This is a genomic window from Streptococcus sp. 27098_8_86 (assembly GCF_041432595.1).
In the GTDB taxonomy this organism is placed as follows: Bacteria; Bacillota; Bacilli; order Lactobacillales; family Streptococcaceae; genus Streptococcus; species Streptococcus pneumoniae_F.
On sequence record NZ_JAPVZW010000003.1, the window covers coordinates 40,827 to 62,649 of the forward strand.

General features: G+C 37.4%; 26 protein-coding genes and 2 pseudogenes. 7 read left to right on the forward strand and 21 right to left on the reverse strand.

Annotated elements, in window-relative coordinates; genetic code table 11:
• Positions 1-30 precede the first annotated feature (30 nt).
• Positions 31-486, forward strand: coding sequence for a GNAT family N-acetyltransferase (locus tag O3616_RS03845; RefSeq protein WP_371638155.1), 456 nt, complete (start codon positions 31-33; stop codon positions 484-486).
• Between the two features lie 18 nt (positions 487-504).
• Positions 505-798: a transposase gene (locus O3616_RS03850; RefSeq protein WP_371638239.1), complete on the forward strand. Its 294-nt coding sequence runs from the start codon at positions 505-507 to the stop codon at positions 796-798.
• 108 nt (positions 799-906) lie between these two features.
• Here O3616_RS03850 and O3616_RS03855 read toward each other — a convergent pair whose 3' ends face one another.
• From O3616_RS03855 to O3616_RS03885, 7 genes and pseudogenes are all read right to left on the reverse strand, one after another.
• Positions 907-1,110 (reverse strand): CsbD family protein, encoded by a 204-nt coding sequence (locus O3616_RS03855; RefSeq protein ID WP_000109963.1) that lies wholly within the window; start codon positions 1,108-1,110, stop codon positions 907-909.
• Positions 1,111-1,140: 30 nt separating this feature from the next.
• Positions 1,141-1,749: an Asp23/Gls24 family envelope stress response protein gene (locus O3616_RS03860; RefSeq protein WP_261039094.1), complete on the reverse strand. Its 609-nt coding sequence runs from the start codon at positions 1,747-1,749 to the stop codon at positions 1,141-1,143.
• A 30-nt stretch (positions 1,750-1,779) separates the two neighbouring features.
• Complete coding sequence (locus O3616_RS03865) at positions 1,780-1,950, reverse strand: DUF2273 domain-containing protein (protein WP_000455064.1); 171 nt, start codon at positions 1,948-1,950, stop codon at positions 1,780-1,782.
• 11 nt (positions 1,951-1,961) lie between these two features.
• Positions 1,962-2,534 carry an alkaline shock response membrane anchor protein AmaP gene (gene amaP / locus O3616_RS03870; RefSeq protein WP_023946078.1) on the reverse strand — a complete coding sequence of 191 codons (573 nt, stop codon included), beginning with the start codon at positions 2,532-2,534 and terminating at the stop codon, positions 1,962-1,964.
• Between the two features lie 76 nt (positions 2,535-2,610).
• Positions 2,611-2,846 (reverse strand): annotated as a pseudogene (locus O3616_RS03875) (GlsB/YeaQ/YmgE family stress response membrane protein).
• A 340-nt stretch (positions 2,847-3,186) separates the two neighbouring features.
• Positions 3,187-4,404 (reverse strand): tyrosine-type recombinase/integrase, encoded by a 1,218-nt coding sequence (locus O3616_RS03880; RefSeq protein ID WP_001291561.1) that lies wholly within the window; start codon positions 4,402-4,404, stop codon positions 3,187-3,189.
• 81 nt (positions 4,405-4,485) lie between these two features.
• Entirely contained in the window at positions 4,486-4,689 is a 204-nt protein-coding gene (locus O3616_RS03885; protein WP_000814511.1) for an excisionase, read from the reverse strand.
• Here O3616_RS03885 and O3616_RS03890 point away from each other — a divergent pair.
• Entirely contained in the window at positions 4,673-4,924 is a 252-nt protein-coding gene (locus O3616_RS03890) for a hypothetical protein (protein ID WP_001845478.1), read from the forward strand. The genes O3616_RS03885 and O3616_RS03890 overlap by 17 nt on opposite strands.
• Positions 4,925-5,149: 225 nt before the next feature.
• Here the strand turns inward: O3616_RS03890 and O3616_RS03895 are convergent, their stop codons facing one another.
• Together O3616_RS03895 and O3616_RS03900 are read right to left on the reverse strand one after the other, a co-directional pair.
• A complete protein-coding gene (locus tag O3616_RS03895) occupies positions 5,150-5,380 on the reverse strand; it encodes a helix-turn-helix domain-containing protein (protein ID WP_000857133.1) in 231 nt (76 codons plus the stop codon).
• Positions 5,377-5,799 carry a sigma-70 family RNA polymerase sigma factor gene (locus tag O3616_RS03900; RefSeq protein WP_000804885.1) on the reverse strand — a complete coding sequence of 141 codons (423 nt, stop codon included), beginning with the start codon at positions 5,797-5,799 and terminating at the stop codon, positions 5,377-5,379. Before O3616_RS03900 ends, O3616_RS03895 begins: the two co-directional genes overlap by 4 nt.
• Positions 5,800-6,303: 504 nt before the next feature.
• Between O3616_RS03900 and O3616_RS03905 the strand changes: the two genes are divergently transcribed.
• Positions 6,304-6,657 carry a helix-turn-helix transcriptional regulator gene (locus O3616_RS03905; RefSeq protein WP_001227347.1) on the forward strand — a complete coding sequence of 118 codons (354 nt, stop codon included), beginning with the start codon at positions 6,304-6,306 and terminating at the stop codon, positions 6,655-6,657.
• 59 nt (positions 6,658-6,716) lie between these two features.
• Here the strand turns inward: O3616_RS03905 and O3616_RS03910 are convergent, their stop codons facing one another.
• Positions 6,717-6,908, reverse strand: a complete 192-nt coding sequence (locus tag O3616_RS03910; RefSeq protein WP_001860868.1) for a cysteine-rich KTR domain-containing protein — start codon at positions 6,906-6,908, stop codon at positions 6,717-6,719.
• Positions 6,909-7,429: 521 nt separating this feature from the next.
• Between O3616_RS03910 and O3616_RS03915 the strand changes: the two genes are divergently transcribed.
• The 3 genes from O3616_RS03915 to msr(D) all read left to right on the forward strand — a co-directional run bounded on the left by O3616_RS03915 (position 7,430) and on the right by msr(D) (position 10,786).
• On the forward strand, positions 7,430-7,600 hold the full coding sequence (locus O3616_RS03915; RefSeq protein ID WP_000873143.1) for a hypothetical protein: 171 nt from the start codon (positions 7,430-7,432) through the stop codon (positions 7,598-7,600).
• Positions 7,601-7,985: 385 nt separating this feature from the next.
• Positions 7,986-9,203: a macrolide efflux MFS transporter Mef(A) gene (gene mef(A), locus O3616_RS03920; protein ID WP_000417519.1), complete on the forward strand. Its 1,218-nt coding sequence runs from the start codon at positions 7,986-7,988 to the stop codon at positions 9,201-9,203.
• Positions 9,204-9,322: 119 nt separating this feature from the next.
• On the forward strand, positions 9,323-10,786 hold the full coding sequence (gene msr(D) / locus O3616_RS03925) for an ABC-F type ribosomal protection protein Msr(D) (protein WP_000420313.1): 1,464 nt from the start codon (positions 9,323-9,325) through the stop codon (positions 10,784-10,786).
• Between the two features lie 117 nt (positions 10,787-10,903).
• On the opposite strand, the gene O3616_RS03930 is transcribed toward msr(D), so the two are convergent.
• The 11 genes and pseudogenes from O3616_RS03930 to O3616_RS03980 all read right to left on the reverse strand — a co-directional run bounded on the left by O3616_RS03930 (position 10,904) and on the right by O3616_RS03980 (position 21,741).
• Positions 10,904-11,203: a DUF5960 family protein gene (locus tag O3616_RS03930; RefSeq protein ID WP_001072467.1), complete on the reverse strand. Its 300-nt coding sequence runs from the start codon at positions 11,201-11,203 to the stop codon at positions 10,904-10,906.
• The gene (locus O3616_RS03935; protein WP_000567222.1) at positions 11,190-11,558 is read right to left on the reverse strand and encodes a hypothetical protein; all 369 of its coding nucleotides are present in this window, start codon (positions 11,556-11,558) and stop codon (positions 11,190-11,192) included. Before O3616_RS03935 ends, O3616_RS03930 begins: the two co-directional genes overlap by 14 nt.
• A gap of 12 nt (positions 11,559-11,570) precedes the next feature.
• On the reverse strand, positions 11,571-11,906 hold the full coding sequence (locus O3616_RS03940; RefSeq protein ID WP_000806926.1) for a hypothetical protein: 336 nt from the start codon (positions 11,904-11,906) through the stop codon (positions 11,571-11,573).
• On the reverse strand, positions 11,903-12,148 hold the full coding sequence (locus O3616_RS03945) for a hypothetical protein (protein WP_001813542.1): 246 nt from the start codon (positions 12,146-12,148) through the stop codon (positions 11,903-11,905). The genes O3616_RS03940 and O3616_RS03945 overlap by 4 nt, the downstream gene beginning before the upstream one ends.
• A gap of 363 nt (positions 12,149-12,511) precedes the next feature.
• Entirely contained in the window at positions 12,512-14,431 is a 1,920-nt protein-coding gene (gene tet(M) / locus O3616_RS03950; protein WP_371638156.1) for a tetracycline resistance ribosomal protection protein Tet(M), read from the reverse strand.
• A 15-nt stretch (positions 14,432-14,446) separates the two neighbouring features.
• Positions 14,447-14,494: pseudogene (locus O3616_RS03955) on the reverse strand (hypothetical protein); the annotation flags it as partial.
• 313 nt (positions 14,495-14,807) lie between these two features.
• Positions 14,808-15,743: a conjugal transfer protein gene (locus O3616_RS03960; RefSeq protein ID WP_001224320.1), complete on the reverse strand. Its 936-nt coding sequence runs from the start codon at positions 15,741-15,743 to the stop codon at positions 14,808-14,810.
• Entirely contained in the window at positions 15,740-16,741 is a 1,002-nt protein-coding gene (locus O3616_RS03965) for a lysozyme family protein (protein ID WP_000769868.1), read from the reverse strand. The genes O3616_RS03960 and O3616_RS03965 overlap by 4 nt, the downstream gene beginning before the upstream one ends.
• Positions 16,738-18,915, reverse strand: a complete 2,178-nt coding sequence (locus tag O3616_RS03970) for a CD3337/EF1877 family mobilome membrane protein (RefSeq protein WP_371638157.1) — start codon at positions 18,913-18,915, stop codon at positions 16,738-16,740. Before O3616_RS03970 ends, O3616_RS03965 begins: the two co-directional genes overlap by 4 nt.
• 2 nt (positions 18,916-18,917) lie before the next feature.
• Positions 18,918-21,365, reverse strand: a complete 2,448-nt coding sequence (locus O3616_RS03975) for an ATP-binding protein (RefSeq protein ID WP_000331160.1) — start codon at positions 21,363-21,365, stop codon at positions 18,918-18,920.
• Positions 21,349-21,741, reverse strand: coding sequence for a conjugal transfer protein (locus tag O3616_RS03980; RefSeq protein WP_000723888.1), 393 nt, complete (start codon positions 21,739-21,741; stop codon positions 21,349-21,351). The genes O3616_RS03975 and O3616_RS03980 overlap by 17 nt, the downstream gene beginning before the upstream one ends.
• Between the last annotated feature and the right edge of the window lie 82 nt (positions 21,742-21,823).

Here is a 21,823-nt window from a genome sequence, read left to right on the forward strand (position 1 = left end):
GAGAAATATAGATAAGATGGTGAGGAAAAGATGACAATTCGTTTTGAAGAAAAGGTAAGCACAGAAAACGCTCAGCTCGTATGCCAATGGTCCAACTCTCTTGGTAAATCCTTTCAAGAACAATGGATGGGAACAATGATTCCTTTTCCCTTGACAATTCAAGTTTTGCAAGATTTGGAAGGAATCTTTTCAATCTTTGAAGGACAAGAGTTTGTGGGGCTCATCCAGAAAATCAGGCAAGAAGACAGTAATCTTCATATTGGACGCTTTTTTATCAACCCCCAGAAACAGGGGCAAGGCTTAGGTAGCCAGGCTTTAAGGAAATTTGTTAGTTTGGCCTTTGAAAATGGAGACATAGATAGTATTTCTTTAAATGTCTTCGAAGCAAATCAAGCAGCTCAGCACCTTTATCAAAAAGAAGGATTTGAGATCGTTCAAATAGTTGAAGTACCTGTACGAAAATACATTATGAAAAAGGGGAGATAGAAAGTAAAAATCCTTGAAATCAATCTTGACTGCAATTGTGAACCTGAATCAGCCCCTCAAAAGGGACTGTATATGAATGAACGTTACCAGTGTTTAAAAACTAAAGAATATCAGGCACTTTTATCTTCCAATGGTAGACAAATTTTCGCTAAACGTAAGATTGATATGAAATCTGTCTTTGGGCAGATAAAGGTTTGCTTGGGTTATAAGAGATGTTATCTGAGAGGTAAGCGCCAAGTGAGAATTGACATGGGATTCGTACTCATGGTCAACAACCTGCTGAAATATAATAAGAGAAAGAGGCGAAATTAAAAAGCTAGAGTTCCGCAATTGGAAATCTCTAGCTTTTTGTTTTCTGAGAATCATCTTGACTCAGACTCTTTTGACTAATGTTACTAAAAGATAAAGTAACTTTTAGCCTTATTTATTGTCGCCACTCAACATGTTTTTAACACCTTCGATAGCACCTTCTACAGCGTCTTTGGCATCTTCAGCAACTTCTTTTACTTTAGAAACAACTTTTTCAGCTGTTCCTTCTTTTTCCATTTTTTCATCACCGATGACTTTTCCAACACCTTCTTTAATAGAACCTTTAGCTTGATTTAATTTTTCTTCTACTGACATGATAATTTCTCCTGTTATATTTATTTTATCTTAGTTTACACGAGTGTTTTCGTGAGATACTACACCAGTTGCTGCACCTTTAACAGCTTCTACACCTTCGCTAACTTTTTCTTGAACAGTTGAGAAACCAGATCCAAGACCAGATTTAGCTTTTTCGAATTGTTCTGAAGCGAATTCTCCTGTTGATTCAGCAACGTCAGATACGCGATCTTGAAGGCTTACTGAGTCTGCTTCATGTTGTTCTTTAGTTTTGATGTCGACAACGTTTACGTTGATTTCAACAACTTCCAAGTCAGTCATTTTAGCAACTTCTGAAGATACGATTTCTCTGATTTCTGAATATAAAGCTGGAACATTTTTTTGGTACTCAGCAATAATGTTTAAGTCAACTGCGACTTGTGTTTTACCAACTTCTACGTTAACACCACTTGTTACGTCATCGCTGTTAACGATTTTTTCTTTAAGATTTGAGAAGAAACCACCGTCGATTCCCAAAAGACCTGAAACGTTTTCTAGTGACAGACCAATGATTTTTTGGATAACTTTATCTTCGTAAGTAAGTTCCCCTTTGATTTCGTGAGCTACAGCAGTAGCATCTTTCTTTTCTACGTTAGTGTTAATGTTTTTTTCGTTTGACATATGAAACTCCTTTAATTAAATTAGTAATTTTTATTTATCTATATAGTTTTTTTCGATATATAATCCAGCTGCAACTCCCAGTGCTCCTAAAATCAATACAAATATTGTTTTGAAGAAGCCAAAGGAGATAATCAAACAAGCGAGAAATACGCCTATGAGACCAGCGATAATTGGATATCGATATTGTTTAAGCCATTCCATTTTTTACTTCCTTACTTCACACGACTAACAGTCTTTTTGTTTTGAGGTTTTGGTTTAGGCTGGTAGTCTTTTACTAGAACTTCTAGTTTAACCTGACGCTCAATACCAAAAAACTGCTTCAATCCATTAGTTATTTCATTTTGAATTAGTTGGCATCTGTCAGCGATGTTGTCCGAAGGAAGAATTTTACCTTCTACATGAACGAAACATTTATTTTTTCGTAAATTTACATGAACAGTTGGGTTCTTGATCAATCCATGATCACTTACCAAACTTCTAACAAAACCTTCGATTGCAGAATTCTTTAATTTTAGTGTATCGTTTTTAGTTTCAAGTTGAATTTCCAAATAACGTTTAGGATAAAACAACACAACTAACATCGATAACAAAACTAAAGTTGATAGAGCCACTATCCCCCAGAATATATATCTAGAGAGATAGAATTCAACGAAATGATTCTGTCTCCAGCTAAATAGCTGAATGCCTAGATCACTAACTTGATGATAATCTATCAAAACAGGAAGGAAAATTGTCAAGATTAAAATACAGAAAATAATTAAAAATATTTTCTTTGTTTTTGACATATACAATCCTTTCGATTTAACATTAAACTATTTTTACCCGTCTAATCTATTTAAAAATAGTTTATTCTACAAGTAATTATTTTTTACCTGTAAAGAATGATACTACAGTAACAACAATTGCTGCTCCTGCAATAGATGGGATCAAAGCCATTCCAGCGATGGATGGGCCCAACTACCTAAAAGGGATTGTCCTACAGATGACCCGACTAAACCAGCGAATACATTTGCGACGATTCCCATAGAACTACCTTTTTTAGTGATTCTACCTGCTACAAGTCCAATCAGACCTCCAGCAATGATTGACCACAATATTGCTTACCCTCCTTTTCTATTTTAATATCAAAAAATAAATCAATTCCTTTGATTATCGCTATTATATAATTTTAATATAAAATAATCAATTATTTTGATTATTATATAATTTTAATATAAAAAAATCAAATTCTTTGATTGTTGCTATTATATAATTTTTAAAATTAAACAAAGTATAAATTTCTAATTATCTTTTTATATTTTCTTAAATGCTCGTAAAGCCTTATTCTATGTGCTTTCGAGTATTTTTACTGTAGGAAGATACTTCACGTTTCTTTGCATATTTCCTCATGTCTTAGCTGTCAGAAGTGGTAAATAAGTAGTAAATTCATTTGTACTACTAAGCAACAAGACGCTCCTGTTGCTTCTCTTTATTCAAGCGTTTCATTTCTGCCATTGCAGAATCGAATGTTGCATGTGCGTAATAGTTCAGCGTCATGGCTATATTAGCATGTCCCATAATGTACTGTAATGCCTTTGGATTCATTCCTGCATTTGCATAGTTGGTACAGAATGTATGTCGCAAACTATGTGGAGTGATGTGTGGCAATTTATCCTCGTTATACTTATTGTATTTCTTAACAAGACCTTTCATCATGCCGTTGTAATCACTTGCCACTTTTGGATAGTTCTTTCTATTAAGAAAGAGGAAATCACTATATCCATCAATCTCAACACGCTTATCATTCTTTCGATTCGCTAACACTCGCTTAAATGCTTGATAGGCTTCTTCAACCATAGGAACTTGACGTTCGCCACTTTTGGTCTTTGGTGTTTCAATGTAGTACCCAATTTCAGTATCTCTCAATAGCTGATGGTCTATATTGACAAGACGATTCTCAAAATCTAAATCTGGAAGTGTCAAACCACCAAACTCTGAAATACGAAGACCTGTTTTTAAGAGTATCAGAATTTCATCATAATTTTTGCTGTAGGTTTTATCAGCTTTTGCAAAGGCTAACAGTTTTTCTTCCTGTTCTTCTGTTAGTACGGTCTTAGGGACAGTATCATCATCAAGAACTGCTTTCAGTTGAAAGTCAAATGGATTCTTCCGAACACAATCATCTTGTATAGCAATATAGAATGAAGCCTTTAAAGAACGTTTGTAGTTATTGATGGTTTGATAAGCATAACCATTTTCACTCATTCTAATAGCCCATTCTTTAGCGTCTGATGGCTTAATACTGTCAATACTTCTTACACCTAACTTGTCTTTCTTCAAAATATCCATAAGATATTTGCGTCCAGTTTCAGTGTTTTTTCTAACCTTTGGTCTTTGAGCGTTCTGTTTTGCGTAAAGCTGGCAGAGTGTCATTTTCTTTCCTACAACATCAATACCATCATGAATGTCTTTCTGTAACTCTGCGATTTTCTCTCTAAGTGAGATACAATCACGCTTTCCTGCTGGTACTCGGTCTGTAGCCACAAGTTTCCACGAGTAAACAAATTGCGGTTCTCCAAATGAATCTATATATTTGTATAAGTATCTTCCGTCTTTTCGTTGGCTCTCTCCAGTCTTTAAGATTCGACCTTTATTGTCACGTCTTTTTTCTGACATGGCATTTGCTCCTTTCCTTTATGGAAAGAGCCTTGATACGACTTAATACTATTTTATCATATACAAGACCCTTTGGCGACGCTAGATTGCGTCCAATGTATCTATAATTTTTTCAAATTGTTTTCGTTTAATCTGAATACGATTGCCATTCATAATCAGCCAATTTGCATTTTTATTTTCCTCTGCCAAGCGTCGTAGCTTGTTTTCGCCAATACGAAAATATTTTGACGCTTCTTCAATGGTTAGGGTATAACGTTCCCAAATAGGAATGTCAGTCTGCTTCATAAAATCCTCCTTTCCAAATCACTTATTTGGATTTCATAAAAGTTGTTTTACCAGCAATCGAACAGCTTTAGCAAAGCTCACGGGAGTTCCACCCCTGCATGGTTCTCATGTAGCCATACTCATTGCCTGCGACGGTTTTATCACGCTCGGACTATTGACTGTATGGGAGTATCATTATCACGATAAGAATGTCGTTGCAGGCAATCCTGCTAAAGATTGCTTCTCGGATCACTAACATGAATCGCTCGCTATCTTTATAAGATAGGTCATGGCGGTTAGTTCCGTTGGCTCTTTTCTTATCGAAACGTATTCGATTACTTTTATTCAGTTTTCAAAGAACAATGGCTCGTTAGCCTATCAAAACACATTGAAAGCTCAATATGCTTTGGTGGAATAACAAACCTCCCTGTTCGGGAAGCGTGGAATGGTTTAGCACGCTTCCACGAAAGGAGAGAGGATATTACTTAATTTCAAATGACAAAATCTTTGTAATCAGTCTGGTTTCCATTCTTCCACGTAAGACTTCATCAACGACCATACTTTGATTGCCATATTCATCTTTCATAAGTCGTAGGGAACGCTTCGTTATGTACCCTCTGTAATGATGTAGAATCTGGTTAATCGCTTCGGTATCGCCATCTGTTGCCTTTACAATGAGAGGAAAGGGAATCATAGGATATTGTGTTTTCATTCTTCAAATTCCTCCATAAACTTTTTAATTAAGGCTAGTCCACTGGTTCTATGCCGATAGACAGTAGAACGGTTCAATTTCAACAGGTCTGCAATTTCTGAATCGCTCATGTCCATAAAGTAAAACAGCAGTAGAATTTCACGTTTCTTGTCTGGCAACTCACGTAATGCTTCACTCAACAAATCATTTTCAACGCCTACTGATAACCCATTGAGTGTAAAAATCTGAAAGTCAGTTGAATAGTTATCTGTTGTCGCAAACTGGCTAACAAGATAATCGCCAACATCCGAAAAGGACACCTCACGCTTTGCAATCCTTGAAAGATAAAGCATATAATTCTTTCGCTCGTCTTCCATAGCACGTTTACAGATATAGTCAAACTGATTTTCTATTGTGGTCTGAAAAGAAGATGGTTTCATGTTTCTCACCCCCTTTCTGTCTAGGAAAGGAAGTGAGCCTTGCTCGTTTATCTCCTTTCACTCTTAGTCCCAATGTGAAAGGGGGATTTGTTGCATTACTGATAAATAAACTTTGTAAAAAAGTTCTGAATAGCCAAAAAAGCATATAAACAGATTTATTTCTCTGTTTACATGCTTCTGTTATTCTATCTATATGATTTATAAAACCACATTGGTGGACGTACTTATCTATTGCAGATAGACGACTTTTTTTGACAAGAACCCAATGTAAGGAAATTTATTGTATATGATGTACTTCATGGCGACGTTGACCTCCAACAAACCGCCATTTGGAAGTAATATACAATATTTTAACAGCGTAAATAGCACTACCATATAACGGTTTTTTTTATTGGCGTTTAGTAGTGCTTTTTATTAAATATAAACCTATAAACCATATAACACGTTTTTCTATACCTGTTTTTAATTCAGTAGGAACAATAAAATGTATAGAGGTGGTCTACTATGCGTAAAAAAGAAGATAAATATGATTTTAGAGCCTTTGGTTTAGCCATTAAAGAAGCTCGATTGAAACGAGGTTTAACTCGTGAACAAGTGGGAGCATTGATTGAAATTGACCCACGGTACTTAACTAATATTGAAAATAAAGGGCAACACCCCAGCATACAAGTTCTTTATGACCTTGTATCGTTACTTCATGTTTCCGTTGATGAATTTTTCTTACCTGCTAATAACTTGGTAAAAAGCACCCGACGATTACAGATAGAGAAATACATGGATAGCTTTACAGACAAAGAACTATCCTTAATGGAATCTTTAGCCAGCGGTATCAACGAAGCAAGAAACATCGAAGACTAATTAAAAGAATCCATACATAACGGAAAGAGCCGATAAAATGAGATTGTATTAATCTCATTTTATCGGCTCTGCGTCTTTGCGTCTGGCTCTGTAATCACAGTTACTTTGAACTGCTTTATTTCAATTAAATTTTCTTGTCTGCATTTCGGACAATAGAGGGGGAATTTTTTTAATTCAGTATCTTCCCTTATCTTTAATCGTGTTTTATTTCCACATACAGGACATGTTGAGGCGGTAAGTTTGCTAGTCAAGGAGTAAAACGACGAAGATTAGCATTTACTTCCGCCCATGCGATAGCTGTCCGTGATTGACAAGTGCTAGCACGCAGACAGAACGGAGATAGCGAACCGCTGAGTGTGTCGCTCTGCTCGTAAAAGCTTAGAAACCTTTGAACGAAAGGGATAATGAAAGCCTTGATTGCAAGGCTTTTTGCTTTATGGTGGGTAAGTATCAGAGTGAGAAAATTTTTGGAATGAGTAGAAGTGATAGCTAGAAATTATCAGTTTCTATTTCCATTTACCCTGTGGGTACGTGTTTGTTTCCATTGACAAGGAGTTTGTGGGAATAGAAATGTACCCACCTTGTTTGAATCAAGTGAAGTGTAGTTGAAGGAAATCTGTTGAAAGCAATACTTCATTTTACCGAATAAGTAATAATTTAGGCAACTTCAAATCGATTAAAAAAAACTATTTTAAAGGTTAAGAGTAGACAAAAATTGTCCACTCTTTTTTGCAAACTCAATTTATCAATAAATGAAATGAGGGAATGTAAAATGAAATATTTTGAGGTTGAGTTAGAAAATCCTGATGAATTTTTAAAACTACAAACAGAAGATTTTGTGAAAGCTAATCGCTTGCTACTAAGGAAGATAATCCAGAGCGTTACAGTCTATGAAGAAAACTTCGTCATATCCTTTAAATCTGGCATCGAATTGGAAGTATGAGTCTCATTCCATAACTTTTATATTGAACATATCATCTTGTTGTGTTATACTATAAATTGATATAAACAAAGATGTAGGAGGAACCGAAACTATGACAGCCTCAATGCGTTTAAGATAAGCTGGCAATAAAAAAAGCAGAATCTATACCCGATGATAGGCTTTTTTGTTGTGCTTATTTATACGATATTGAGCATTCATTAGTTACGGTGAGGATATTGGTTATTTAACTATACCTTTATTTAACTATGTCTTTAATATGAATGTTTCCAAATTGTATGTATGCAGACCAAAAGCCACATTGTGGGGTTTGGCCTGCATTTTTTATTGCCTAGAATGCTATTCAAAATAGAAATTCAAGCAAAATAATATGCAGGAGATAATATAAATGGAAAAATACAACAATTGGAAACGAAAATTTTATGCAATATGGGCAGGGCAAGCAGTATCATTAATCACTAGTGCCATCCTGCAAATGGCGATTATTTTTTACCTTACAGAAAAAACAGGATCTGCGATGGTCTTGTCTATGGCTTCATTAGTAGGTTTTTTACCCTATGCGATTTTGGGACCTGCCATTGGTGTGCTAGTGGATCGTCATGATAGGAAGAAGATAATGATTGGTGCCGATTTAATTATCGCAGCAGCTGGTGCAGTGCTTGCTATTGTTGCATTCTGTATGGAGCTACCTGTCTGGATGATTATGATAGTATTGTTTATCCGTAGCATTGGAACAGCTTTTCATACCCCAGCACTCAATGCGGTTACACCACTTTTAGTACCAGAAGAACAGCTAACGAAATGCGCAGGCTATAGTCAGTCTTTGCAGTCTATAAGCTATATTGTTAGTCCGGCAGTTGCAGCACTCTTATACTCCGTTTGGGATTTAAATGCTATTATTGCCATCGACGTATTGGGTGCTGTGATTGCATCTATTACGGTAGCAATTGTACGTATACCTAAGCTGGGTAATCAAGTGCAAAGTTTAGAACCAAATTTCATAAGGGAGATGAAAGAAGGAGTTGTGGTTCTGAGACAAAACAAAGGATTGTTTGCCTTATTACTCTTAGGAACACTATATACTTTTGTTTATATGCCAATCAATGCACTATTTCCTTTAATAAGCATGGAACACTTTAATGGAACGCCTGTGCATATTTCTATTACGGAAATTTCCTTTGCATTTGGGATGCTAGCAGGAGGCTTATTATTAGGAAGATTAGGGGGCTTCGAAAAGCATGTATTACTAATAACAAGTTCATTTTTTATAATGGGGACCAGTTTAGCCGTTTCGGGAATACTTCCTCCAAATGGATTTGTAATATTCGTAGTTTGCTGTGCAATAATGGGGCTTTCGGTGCCATTTTATAGCGGTGTGCAAACAGCTCTTTTTCAGGAGAAAATTAAGCCTGAATATTTAGGACGTGTATTTTCTTTGATCGGAAGTATCATGTCACTTGCTATGCCAATTGGGTTAATTCTTTCTGGATTCTTTGCTGATAAAATCGGTGTAAATCATTGGTTTTTACTATCAGGTATTTTAATTATTGGCATTGCTATAGTTTGCCAAATGATAACTGAGGTTAGAAAATTAGATTTAAAATAAACAATATTGGAGGAATATTTATGTATCTTATTTTCATGTAACTCTTCCTGCTAAAATCGCAGGGTTTTCCCTGCATACAAGCAAATGAAAGCATGCGATTATAGACAGGAGGAAATGTTATGGAATTAATATTAAAAGCAAAAGACATTCGTGTGGAATTCAAAGGACGCGATGTTTTAGATATAAATGAATTAGAAGTATATGATTATGACCGTATTGGTTTAGTAGGAGCAAATGGTGCTGGAAAAAGCACTTTACTCAGGGTACTTTTAGGAGAATTAACTCCCCCAGGATGTAAAATGAATCGTCTGGGTGAACTTGCCTATATTCCCCAGTTGGACGAAGTAACTCTGCAGGAGGAAAAAGATTTTGCACTTGTAGGCAAGCTAGGTGTTGAGCAATTAAATATACAGACTATGAGCGGTGGTGAAGAAACAAGGCTTAAAATAGCACAGGCCTTATCGGCACAGGTTCATGGTATTTTAGCGGATGAACCTACGAGCCATTTAGACCGTGAAGGAATTGATTTTCTAATAGGACAGCTAAAATATTTTACAGGTGCACTGTTAGTTATTAGCCATGACCGCTATTTTCTTGATGAAATAGTAGATAAAATATGGGAACTGAAAGATGGCAAAATCACTGAGTATTGGGGAAACTATTCTGATTATCTTCGTCAGAAAGAGGAAGAACGTAAGAGCCAAGCTGCAGAATACGAACAATTTATTGCGGAACGTGCCCGATTGGAAAGGGCTGCGGAGGAAAAGCGAAAACAGGCTCGTAAAATAGAACAGAAGGCAAAAGGTTCTTCAAAGAAAAAAAGTACTGAAGACGGAGGGCGTTTAGCTCATCAAAAATCAATAGGAAGTAAGGAAAAAAAGATGTATAATGCTGCTAAAACCCTAGAGCACAGGATTGCGGCCTTAGGAAAAGTAGAAGCTCCGGAAGGCATTCGCAGAATTCGTTTCAGGCAAAGTAAAGCATTGGAGCTCCATAATCCATACCCTATAGTCGGTGCAGAAATTAATAAAGTATTTGGGGATAAGGCTCTGTTTGAAAATGCATCTTTTCAAATTCCGTTAGGAGCAAAAGTGGCGTTAACTGGTGGTAATGGAATCGGAAAAACAACTTTAATCCAAATGATCTTAAACCATGAAGAAGGAATTTCTATTTCGCCTAAGGCAAAAATAGGTTACTTTGCACAGAATGGTTACAAGTACAACAGTAATCAGAATGTTATGGAGTTTATGCAGAAGGATTGTGACTACAATATATCAGAAATTCGTTCAGTGCTAGCATCTATGGGGTTCAAACAGAACGATATTGGAAAAAGTTTATCTGTTTTAAGCGGTGGAGAAATTATAAAATTGTTGCTTGCTAAAATGCTCATGGGTAGATATAACATCCTAATAATGGATGAACCCAGTAACTTCCTTGACATACCAAGTTTAGAGGCTTTGGAAATACTAATGAAGGAGTACACCGGAACTATCGTGTTTATCACCCACGATAAACGATTACTCGAAAATGTAGCAGATGTAGTTTATGAAATTAGAGATAAGAAAATAAATCTGAAACATTAAATTTAAGGTAGTCGCTGGTCAGTATAGTCTGTTCTGGTTGGCGACTCCATTGTTAAAGAGTATAAAGACTTTAGATTTTATGAATATTAAAAATAGGAACAGTCAATTGAACTGCTCCTATTTTTCTGCTAAATATATTGTAGTTTTCTTATATGTATAATGATAGATTAGCGGATTCTCATCTACGGTACTTACTTCAAATATGAAGAAGTGATCGCGGTTATCTCTGGACTTTTCCTTATTGAGGACAAAGTAATTCTTACGTGAAGTCGCCATTGTTTTTAGGATATCATCAGTTAGGAAGGTCAATGGAATATTCATGTTAGAGTAGCGGTAGAAGTCACGTTCAAAATCTTGGTAGCTCTCGCTATAATAGTCCATTTGTAGGTGATTACGCTGAAACTCAAGCTGATTCATAGAGCACCTCCTCGACAAGTTCAATACTAATAATGTCTTTTAATTTCAAATTGATGTGACCTGTTGTAGTTTTTATCAAAATGAAATCTTTGGTCAGACTTGGTATTGTTCCAGTGTAGGAAACACGCTTGTTTTTTTCAATCACTTGAATGCGTGTGCGTAGCTGCCCGGCGTATACTTGACTGAGGAGTAATAATTTCTTCTCTAGTGATAAGTCAGACATGTACGTTACTTTGTTTGTATCATCAGAGAGTGCTGATGCATGTTCAGATAGGAAAAAGCCCATCCATTTTTGCATCTTTGTATCCTGGTACTCTCTTGCTGATTGAAATGGTAAATATGAACGGTCAATCATATCAAATCCTTTCTATGCAGAGGCAAGGGTATTTTTATCAAATTGAATCGTAAAACCTTGAATTCCCCCACCTGTGTAACATTCTTTAAAGCGATTGATTACCTCAGTATAGATTATCACAGATGAGCTTGTTGGCTTAATGCTAAATGTAAATTCCAATGGTAATCGGTTTTCAGATTTAGCATGTACTAGTCGTATCGATATTTCAGTTGTTTTGAGTTTTCTCTGACGAAGTTTTGAAGTTGCTGTTTCAACGATTCCATGTAAAAATCTTTCAAGCATTTCAATATCATTACATCCTTTGCTACGGATTTCTGAAAATTGTACTGTATTTTTTTCTTGTTTCATTTTAATCCCTCCAATCCACCCGCGGAATGACCACCGATAAGTTTACTGCGTTCAATATTTCTGGAACCTTCAGTTAGGACGGTTCCTTTTTGTATGGCTAAAAAACCAAACTGTTCTCTGACAACATCAATAGCTGTCTGAAGTCTATTATCTTTTTCAATTTGTTCTACATCATCAAAGAGTGATAGTAGAGTATAGCTTTCATCTACGAAGCCACTATAAGATACACCAATTTGTCTCACTGCACCAGAGGTGTATTTTTTCGGAATAATACAAGTACATGACTCACCATTGTTTTGGGGAGATTTGCGGGTTCAATTTTATTCTGAGCATTTATAGATTTTTTCATCTCAGTCCTAGAATAGCCAATATGAATAGAAACGACAGTAGTCAATACTAGGGCTACTGTTCCGTTCCACAGTATCATTTAAAAATCATTTTCACACCCTTTCGTCTATTAGTATAGAAGAAAGCTCTCAGCACACAATATCCACTTGTAGTTTATAATAACTATCTCCTCCTTTACACTTTAATTCAAATCTTTATTAAAAAATATTTCATCTTATTTAACAAGAAACCATATTTATATAACAACATAAAATACACTAAGTTATTTTATTGAACATATATCGTACTTTATCTATCCGACTATTTGGACGACGGGGCTGGCAAACAGGTTCACCGGTAGTAACATGGTACCCTTTTAACTCTGTTAAACAAACACTACGTCCATTTGTAAAGAAAGTTAAATCACTACGATATTCTTGAATACACCGAGCAGGGATTTCTCCACTAAGAATGACCTCATTATTTTTCAATTGAGTGTCTACGATGTTCGCACAATATTTAGGAGCATCGGTGTATGCTCGTGAAAGATATTCCTGTGGCGCATAAATTTTAAAACTAAGATATGGCTCTAACAATTCTGTTCCAGCTTTTTTTAAGACTTGTTCCAATACAATAGGAGCAAGCATCCGAAAATCTGCTGGGGTACTAACAGGGCTATAGTATAAGCCATACTTAAAACAGATTTTACAGTCCGTCACATTCCAACCATACAATCCTTGTTCACAGCCATAGCGTATCCCCTCCATAACTGCATTTTGAAACGATTGATTTAAGTATCCAAGAGAAACCGAGCTCTCATACTGTACTCCGCTCCCTAATGGAAGCGGTGCTACAGATAGACCAATGGAAGCCCAGAAAGGATTCGGTGGAACTTCGATGTGAATGGTATACTCTGCTTTTTTTAACGGTCTTTCCATATAAATGACTGTAGGCTCTTTTATTTCTATCTCCACATGATACTTTTCTTGCAGCAGAGCACAAGTCACTTCCATTTGTACTTTCCCTAAGAAAGAAAGTATGATTTCATGTGTCGCAGAATCCACATAATATCGCAGAAGCGGGTCACTGTCGGAGATTTCTAAAAGTGCATCAAGTAACATTTCCCTTTGTTGAGGTTTGCTCGGTTCAACAGTCGTTTGCAGCAGAGGGAGGGGATTTTCAATTCTCTCTCTCTGTGGCAATAGCTTTGTATCTCCAAGAACACTATTTAACTTCAAAAACTCATTCTGCAAAATAACAATTTCCCCGGAATAAGCCTTATCGATTTTACATAATTCACCATTTATTGAAGTATACATTTCTGTAATTTTTATTTTTTCCTTTTCCGATATTCTAACCGAATCTCGCAAATGCAGTACGCCACTATAAAGACGTATATATGCAAGACGCTGTCTTTTTTCCGAATACTCAATTTTGAAAACTTTTCCGCAAAGTTCAGACTGACCTCGATGTGTTGATGAATAAAATTTATTCGTAATCACTTCTATAAGGTTATCAATCCCTATATTGTTTTTTGCACTTCCGTGATAAACAGGGAACAGGGAACAATTATGAAATCTTATGCTTTCCTCTTGTTCGAGTTCCAATGCTTCTAATGATTTACCGGACATATATTTCTCTAAAAGGTCATCGTTTCCCTCTATTACCGTATCCCATTGTTCAGATTCGGTAAAGTTCGTCACACACATATTAGGATACAGTTCTACCTTCTGTTTGATTACAATTTCGGCAGAAAGTTTCTCTTTAATATCCTGATAAACCGTTGATAAATCAATTCCATTTTGGTCAATCTTATTGATAAAAAAGATTGTGGGAATCCCCATTTTCCTAAGTGCATGAAATAATATACGAGTTTGTGCTTGTACGCCATCTTTTGCAGAAATCAGTAGAATTGCCCCATCTAAAACTGATAATGAACGATATACTTCTGCTAAGAAATCCATATGTCCTGGCGTGTCTATGATGTTCACCTTCGTATTTTCCCACTGAAAAGAGGTTATTCCTGTCTGAATTGTAATTCCTCTCTGACGTTCTAAAAGCGTATTATCCGTCCTCGTTGTACCTTTGTCCACGCTTCCTAATTCTGTAATCGCTCCACTGTTATATAATAAGCTTTCTGTTAAGGTAGTTTTTCCTGCATCAACATGAGCTAAAACTCCAATATTAATAATTTTCATGTGATTTTCCTCCATTCAAAAGCCCAAAAGGGCATAAAAATCCCAGTGATAAATACTCTTATCACTGGGATTTTTATGCATAACCATAGGCATACAAAGCATACAGATATTCTCCGGATACTTTAGAATCACATGATAAAGGTATTCTTAAACTGGGTACAAAAAACTAAGCCCTCCTAAAAAAGGACATCCAATTATTTGTTCCCACTATCAAATTGACAGTTTATTTAAGAATACCTTGCCGCATATTTATTAACTCCTTTTAAATAGATACTTAAATTATAGCACGTAAGAGCATATTTGTAAAGGAATCTCCAATTTTTTATCAAAGAGAGTACGTGATTACAAAATAGCTGTAATAATGTACCAATATTTGTTATTCTATAATCTTCCAATTACTCCCGTTCTTTTCAAGTACCAAATCAAATTGAGATACCTGCGTTGCTTTGGTCTGCTGGTCGATATACTCCACTGTCAGCGATACCGTGACTTGATTATCCTTACGATTGTGAATAGGATTTACCAGTTCTTGAAAGATGTACTCTTTTCCGATTGGTTTTAATATCCCGTCATTCACATAGTAGGAAAGTTCACTGGCTGTCGCTGTAGGATAGAGCTTGAAGAACGTCGTTAAAAACTCATTGATTTCATTGGTTGTAATGGAATCAACCGTCCCCTCACTTTCAATGGCTTTTGGTTTATAACTTGATTTCTTAGGTATGTTGGTAATGGTCGGATTCTTAACCAGTACCATATTTCCAGAACCATCTACATAGACACTCACTATATAAGCAGAGTGGACGGTCTTTGTATTTTCTCCCTCTGTAATGAGCTGGTCTACACTGTAGGTTACATTAAACTCATTGTCGCCAGTTGGCTCTACCGTCCATATCTGAAATCCTCTTACAGAAGACGATACAGGAATATCTTTGCGTACTGTATCAACATTGAGAGCTTGAAGTTCATCTGTCAGATAGCCTTTTAGACTTTCCATTCGATTATCAATGGACTTATCGGATTGCTCCCATGAATAGTAGACTTTCGCAAAGTTCTCTACAAAATTTTCTACATGATGAGTATCAACGTATTCCTTTTCTATGATAGTTGTTTCGTGAATAGTATGAGTATCTATAGCTGTAAAGTGCTTGAATATCGCAAAGCTGAAACTAAGCCCTAAAAGTACCCACAAGGCAATCACAACCTTTTTATGAGGATTGACCTTATAGTAGACACGAGGTTTCTTTTCCTTTGGTATCTGTTTTTCTTTATTCTGATTTTTTCTAAATTTCATCATTAAATCTTCCTTTCTCATTGTTTGATTCGTCCTGCTCCCACTAAATGCTGTTGCCAGTAGGGGCTTGTTAAGTCGGCATAACCGATTGGGTCGCCTGCATGAAACATACGGTTATTGCCAAGGTATATCCCAACATGAGTAATATAAGAGCCAGCGTTATAGGTAGAATGAAAGAAAACCAAATCGCCAGCTTGTGCTTCCGATAGTGGGATATGCTGGGTCACATCATATTGCTGTTGTGCGGTTCGTGGTAAGTTAATTCCAGCTTTTCCATACGTCCATTGTGTCAGTCCGCTACAATCAAAAGAAGTAGTCGGGGAAGCTCCACCGTAAACGTATCGCCAGCCCTCATATTTCAGTGCTTCGTCCATGATGGCTTGTACCGTATCATCATCAAACTCTGTTGTGACAAGATACTGCGTTACCAGTTGCACATAAAACATATTGCCATAGTTGTATCGCCAGCCCCCATTGATAGGTATGGCTATGGGATTGGGGTAAGACACTTTTTCGCCACCTGAATACTCTTTTGAGAAACTTTGAGCCAGTTCAAAGGTATATTTATTTCCACGATTAGCCACATACCCTAAGAAACCACCACCATAATTGTAGGACTGGATAACCGATTCTAAATCTACACTGAGCCTTTCGCTACTGGCTAATAATTCACTGAAATACTTCACACCTTGCTTAATGGATTCTTCTGTACTCAATGAATTAGGTGGAAGACCGAGGGATTCCGAGGACTGCATAACATCTTCCGCAGTACCGCCCGATTCCACCTGTATAATCGCAAGAAGTATGTTGACATATTCTTCAACGCCATATTCTTTGGCATATTTTTCTACCATAGGCTTATGAGCCAGCACTTCTGCGGAAACATTCACACCTCCATAATGAATATTGGAAATTCCGCTGTCCTGTTCATCTGAAAATAAAATGGCAACAAACAGAAGCAGTGAGAAGACCATCAAGAATAATCCAGAACCACCAATCACTAAAGTTTTCAACTTCATGGTTTCTTACCGACTTTCTTAATGGTGGCGGTTTTGATTGGTGGTCTACTTCTTGTATTTTGTAGTGGTACTCTTTGAACAGTAGACGGACGTTCTTTTGTGATTGGACGTTGTGAAGTTCTATCTGCTGTAGTGGTTGAAGTTGCTGGCTTTTGAACGGTTTTTTCTTGAACGGTATTGCCTTGGCGTTCCACTTTTGGACTTGAAAAATCGGACTTAACTGCTGGACGCTCTTGTTTGGCTTGTTGAGATTCCTTATATGAAGTCTGAATATTAGACTGTTTTGAGGTCTGTTCATCATGATATTGTTCTTGTCTTGTAGTCGGTCTTTCATGAACAGAAGAAGCAGGCTGTTTTTTCTGTTTGACCTGTTCCATTTCAGAGCGACGCTTCGCAATGGTTTTTCGCCTTTGTTCCTGCTGTTCCTTGCGTCCACTGGCTCTGTCCGCTTTGGTTTGAGAAATACTACTGGTTAAATCACGGACATTCTCTTTTACTTTGGATTTTCCTTGATATACTGCATATCTTGCATTGGTCGGCAAATCTTTAACCTGTTCTTTCAAACCACTAGCAGTGTCTACCATTCTGTCTTTGGTATCAGCTACTGTACCGATGGTTTGACCGATACGTTTTCCAAGTGTTGATTTTTCCTTTCCGTCTGGTCGGGAGTGATCTGCTTGTGTCCTTGCAGAACTCCCCGAACCCGACTGTCCTTTTTTACCTGTAACAATGGCAGACCCAGCCCCTAGAGTAGTCATGGAACGTCCAAGTTTCCGCTGTAGACGGTGCATGTGAGCGTGCATAAGCATACGAGGTTTTCTCATCACACGACTTCCCACACTTTGAGAATCGTTACTCTGTAGAGAAAACATACTCATTAAATCGCCCAGCTTGAAGTAGATTCCTGCAAAGGTCACAATCTGTAGAAAAGCAATCAAAAAGAACGGATAACCAGCCGATAAGGTATAGAGCATGGTTGAAATACTAAATGCTGTCGTAATAATCAATGTGATTCCAGCTCGTGTCAAAATGGTATTAAAGAGCTTTGTTATGGCTCGTTTTGACATACCATCAAATGATGGAATCATGCTTAAAATAAAGCTCACAGGCAGAAACATAGCATAGATGATAAAAAGTACCTGCGAGAAAATCATGATTCCTGTTAATAGGAATACAAATATGGAAATCCCAATATTGAAGACAAATAGGAAGAAGACTGTACCTAAACGGTTAATGGTCTTTGTAATGGTTAGATTGGTATTGCTTCTGTCTTCAATTTCTTCCGCAACAATTTTTTCTCTGTCTTCGCCATTGTTGGAATCTGGGCTGGTGGAGAGCAGGCTTTCCACACGGTCAATACCGATACTTTCAATGTCTGAACTGTTGTATTGAAGCAGTAGCCACGGTTGCTGAACCTGTATGGAAAACAGGCTATCTCTGATTAAGTCCACGCTGTCCTTGCCTTGACTATCGGAATGGGGCATGACAATCTTCGTGCCAAGTGATAAACTGGCATTACTGATGTCTGATGAAAAGTCATTGATTTTTTTAATGTAGTCGGGAGCGTAGGCAATAAAGGAAGCCGATAGGATAAACACCAGCACAAAATTCATAATGGCATGAATTGCCTTTGTGGTTTCTCTCTTTATCAGTCCCGTATAGGCAACATAAACCCCAAGAACCAAAATCAAGAGTAAGAGGAATCCAACATAGAAACCCTCTGTTGAAAATCCGTTTGCACTCACACCAGCTAAGGTCTGCATATTCTTACCAATGGAATCTGCTGTAGCGGAAATGAAGTCTAAGGAATAGGCTTCCTGTACTAAGTAACCTGTCGCATTGGAAACATACAAACTGATTGTCCAAATAAAATTGGTAATGGCATATAGTCCATACATGACCTGTTTTCCAATCCCGTCCGACCAGTTCCACGGAAGCCAGCCCCAGCTATTATCCACATAAAAATCCAGTTGATAGTTTTCAAGTGGGTATCGGCTGTATTCATTTACCACATTGACCGTATCATCTACCAAGCCCGCAGCTTGAACCACCGTTCCCAGCATGGCTAAAAGAAAAATGGCAATCACAAGTGTGAAAGCCACTGTCATTGCCACTTTACCTAGACGTTTCAGCGTCCAGTTTGATTTTATTCTGTTTACTATTGATGGTTTCACATTTACACCTCTTTTCGCACAGGTGGTCTGGTATCAAAGGCATGGAGCAGTTCTTCAAATACAGGGTGGAACTGTATCACACCGACACGACCATATAAATCACTGATAAGGCATTGCCCGTTTTCCAAATCACGCAATCGCTTCTGATTGTTTTCGTCCTCTGGGTCTACACCAAAAAAGGCTAAGGTCTTTTTAATCTCGTTAAGGTCAGTGGAACGAAATGCAAATTTTAAGCCGAGGTTATTTTTCAGTTTTTCATCTAAGAGGTCGTCTGTATTTTGGGTCACGAAATATACCCCAGCGTTCATAGCACGACCAGCCCGAACCAGCTTCATAGATAGTGTTTTTCCTTGTGCTACCTGTAAAAAGCTCCATGCTTCGTCTAAATCTACAATCTTGAAAATGCTTCGGTCTGTATGGATAAAGTCTAAAGCAAAGGTACTAATGACAATCAGCATAGCAACGGATAAAAGCTCCATAGTGGTATATTCCTCAAAGGAAGTTTCCTTGTCGGGAAGTACCAAGTCCGCAACCTGTATAATGTTCAGTTGTTTTTCTAAGCTGATAGACTGCTCCACATAACCATTACTGAATAATAAATGTGCAAAGTCATAGTCTGTGAAACTTTCGATATGGTCGGCTATACTGGTACTTAGTGGCGTATTCTCAACCCGTAATTCCTCAATCACTTTCATCAACCCTCGTACTTCACTATTGGTTACTGCACGAATGGCTTTTCTAAGGATTGGGAAGCGTTCCCCATCACGAGAGGAAATCCCCGTAAGGAATGTCAGAATATCAATAGCCAGTGATTCAGAATCTTTGGGATTTTTCATAATCACATAAGGGTCAAGTAAGCCTTTGTTTTTCTCATCAGAAGTCAGAGTGACGATATTGATTTCATGGGAAATCTCTGGCAAGGTTTCTTTCCATCTGCCACGTTCTGCTTTTGGGTCTACAATCACTGCTTGTGCCCCATAAAGCACCGCATAATAGACGATAAGGTTATTCGCAAAGGATTTACCACCACCCAGCGAACCAACAAAAGCCGACGCTAACGCATTGGTTACTGAACCCTTAACCCCTTGACTGGCAAGAGCAGGTTTCAGATAGACATTGCGTCCAGTATCTAAGCTGTAGCCAACATAAATCCCCTCATTTTCCCCCAGCATTTGAGTAGCACCAAAACCTAAACCAGCGAGGAAATCAGAGGTCACGTATTGAATATAATCATTCATATAACGCTTGCTGGCAGGTAAAAATTCTTCATGTAAGCCGAGCATATCCCCAAATGGTCGTACCAGTTTTACGCTTAAATCGTCATAAAAATCTTTTACTTCATTACAACGACGTTTGAGTTCGTCAAGATCATTTGCTGATACCCTTACCACATAAGACAGCTTGTACATAGATTCCTTGCTTTGGTCTAAATTGGTTTCCAGCTCATTCACACTTTCCAGAGCTTCCGCCACATTGGAGCTGGTTTCATTATCACTTTGCCAAGCGTGGTTATCCAAGTCTTTCAGTTCTTTCTTTTTATTGCGGACAGTAGATAGGGCTTTACGATTCGCTACAATTTCCACATTCATTGACGTATCAATCGGGAATGTAAATTGCTGTTGCTGGTAGTAGAAGATTTCAGAGGACGGGAAGTCCAGTTCTCCGACAATGCTGTTAATGGTAAAGTAAGCTACATAGACGGTTTCATCTTCCTGCTGGATTTTCAAATATCGCTGTTTTTCTTCCACCAAACAGCGAGTAGGCTTAATCAAGTCATAGTATTTAATCAGCGTTTCATTATCCAGCTTTTTCTTTGATAGATGGTACTCATACTCTTCATAGGCAGTGCCTGTCTGTCCGTAAAGGTGTTCAATCAGATAGCCGAAGTCGTCCTTATCTAACCTGCGGATTTTGAAACGACGAGAGATTTTATTTTCTAAGAGCTTTTCCATCTTCTGAAAACGCAGGATTTCATCATTACTCATACTAACAAAATCGCCCATCAGCTTATGGTTCACATCATAGACAAAATCAGACAAAGCATTTTTTGCTTCAACGGTAAGACTTTTCATAGAAAACTCCTGATCGTTGAGAAGCAACTTAAAGCCGATAAAGAAACGGTAGTTCACTTGATTTTCGCCAATCATGGATATTAAAGCGTCTGTCTGTTGGTCGATTTTGTCATAGGCAACCGCTTTGAGCTTGCCAGTGACTTCATTTTTGGAACGCTCTTGTGCAGAACGTATGCTGGATTCTGTACTGATTTGTAAAGCATGAATTTTGCCATCACGATTTTGTGCGATAAGCTGTCTGAAAGAATCATGCACTTGTATTTTCTGTTCTGGACTTAGAAATGAGTAATTGTAAGGAACAAGCTCATAGTAAGCATAACATTCCCCGTCTTTATTCCAGACGAGATTGTTTTCAATGTATTTAATTGGATATGCCATAAAATTCACTCCTAACTGCTGTAATGGCTTCTTGTGGCTGGTTTCTGCCAAGCGTTACTTTTTTTCCTGCATAGGTCAGCTTTGGTCGCAGTGCATAAGCAATGACAGACTTCAAAAATCCATAAGGCTTTTTACCATCAAAAGTTTTTGTAGACATAAACCATGTGAAAGCCACAGGAATCCCAAAGTATTTGAGAAATGCTCCCTCTATCATGGAAAGAGGGGGCAAGTTGCCAAGTATCATCACTGCAAAGAGTGACACGACAAACCATGTCATTTGCGTAAAGGTTATGGGAAACGGAAGTCTAAAATCATTGATAGAATACAGTACCTTTTCCACAGACCAGATACTGGTATAGCTTCGTATTTTCTTCATGTAATCAATCCTTTCATAAAAAATAGGGGTAGCTGATTGAGCCACCCCGTAAAATAGAAAATCTGCCAGTAGTAATGTACCG

Excerpts from the sequence above, each read along its gene's own strand:
- O3616_RS03965 (WP_000769868.1), bottom strand. The coding sequence starts at position 16,741 with ATGAAGTTGAAAACTTTAGTGATTGGTGGTTCTGGATTATTCTTGATG.
- O3616_RS03860 (WP_261039094.1), bottom strand. The coding sequence starts at position 1,749 with ATGTCAAACGAAAAAAACATTAACACTAACGTAGAAAAGAAAGATGCT.
- O3616_RS03940 (WP_000806926.1), bottom strand. The coding sequence starts at position 11,906 with ATGAAACAAGAAAAAAATACAGTACAATTTTCAGAAATCCGTAGCAAA.
- amaP (WP_023946078.1), bottom strand. The coding sequence starts at position 2,534 with ATGTCAAAAACAAAGAAAATATTTTTAATTATTTTCTGTATTTTAATC.
- O3616_RS03905 (WP_001227347.1), top strand. The coding sequence starts at position 6,304 with ATGCGTAAAAAAGAAGATAAATATGATTTTAGAGCCTTTGGTTTAGCC.
- O3616_RS03865 (WP_000455064.1), bottom strand. The coding sequence starts at position 1,950 with ATGGAATGGCTTAAACAATATCGATATCCAATTATCGCTGGTCTCATA.
- O3616_RS03885 (WP_000814511.1), bottom strand. The coding sequence starts at position 4,689 with ATGAAGCAGACTGACATTCCTATTTGGGAACGTTATACCCTAACCATT.
- O3616_RS03900 (WP_000804885.1), bottom strand. The coding sequence starts at position 5,799 with ATGAAACCATCTTCTTTTCAGACCACAATAGAAAATCAGTTTGACTAT.
- O3616_RS03890 (WP_001845478.1), top strand. The coding sequence starts at position 4,673 with ATGTCAGTCTGCTTCATAAAATCCTCCTTTCCAAATCACTTATTTGGA.
- O3616_RS03845 (WP_371638155.1), top strand. The coding sequence starts at position 31 with ATGACAATTCGTTTTGAAGAAAAGGTAAGCACAGAAAACGCTCAGCTC.
- O3616_RS03930 (WP_001072467.1), bottom strand. The coding sequence starts at position 11,203 with ATGAATCAGCTTGAGTTTCAGCGTAATCACCTACAAATGGACTATTAT.
- O3616_RS03975 (WP_000331160.1), bottom strand. The coding sequence starts at position 21,365 with ATGGCATATCCAATTAAATACATTGAAAACAATCTCGTCTGGAATAAA.
- O3616_RS03880 (WP_001291561.1), bottom strand. The coding sequence starts at position 4,404 with ATGTCAGAAAAAAGACGTGACAATAAAGGTCGAATCTTAAAGACTGGA.
- O3616_RS03980 (WP_000723888.1), bottom strand. The coding sequence starts at position 21,741 with ATGAAGAAAATACGAAGCTATACCAGTATCTGGTCTGTGGAAAAGGTA.
- O3616_RS03960 (WP_001224320.1), bottom strand. The coding sequence starts at position 15,743 with ATGAGAAAGGAAGATTTAATGATGAAATTTAGAAAAAATCAGAATAAA.
- O3616_RS03915 (WP_000873143.1), top strand. The coding sequence starts at position 7,430 with ATGAAATATTTTGAGGTTGAGTTAGAAAATCCTGATGAATTTTTAAAA.
- O3616_RS03895 (WP_000857133.1), bottom strand. The coding sequence starts at position 5,380 with ATGAAAACACAATATCCTATGATTCCCTTTCCTCTCATTGTAAAGGCA.
- O3616_RS03935 (WP_000567222.1), bottom strand. The coding sequence starts at position 11,558 with ATGATTGACCGTTCATATTTACCATTTCAATCAGCAAGAGAGTACCAG.
- O3616_RS03855 (WP_000109963.1), bottom strand. The coding sequence starts at position 1,110 with ATGTCAGTAGAAGAAAAATTAAATCAAGCTAAAGGTTCTATTAAAGAA.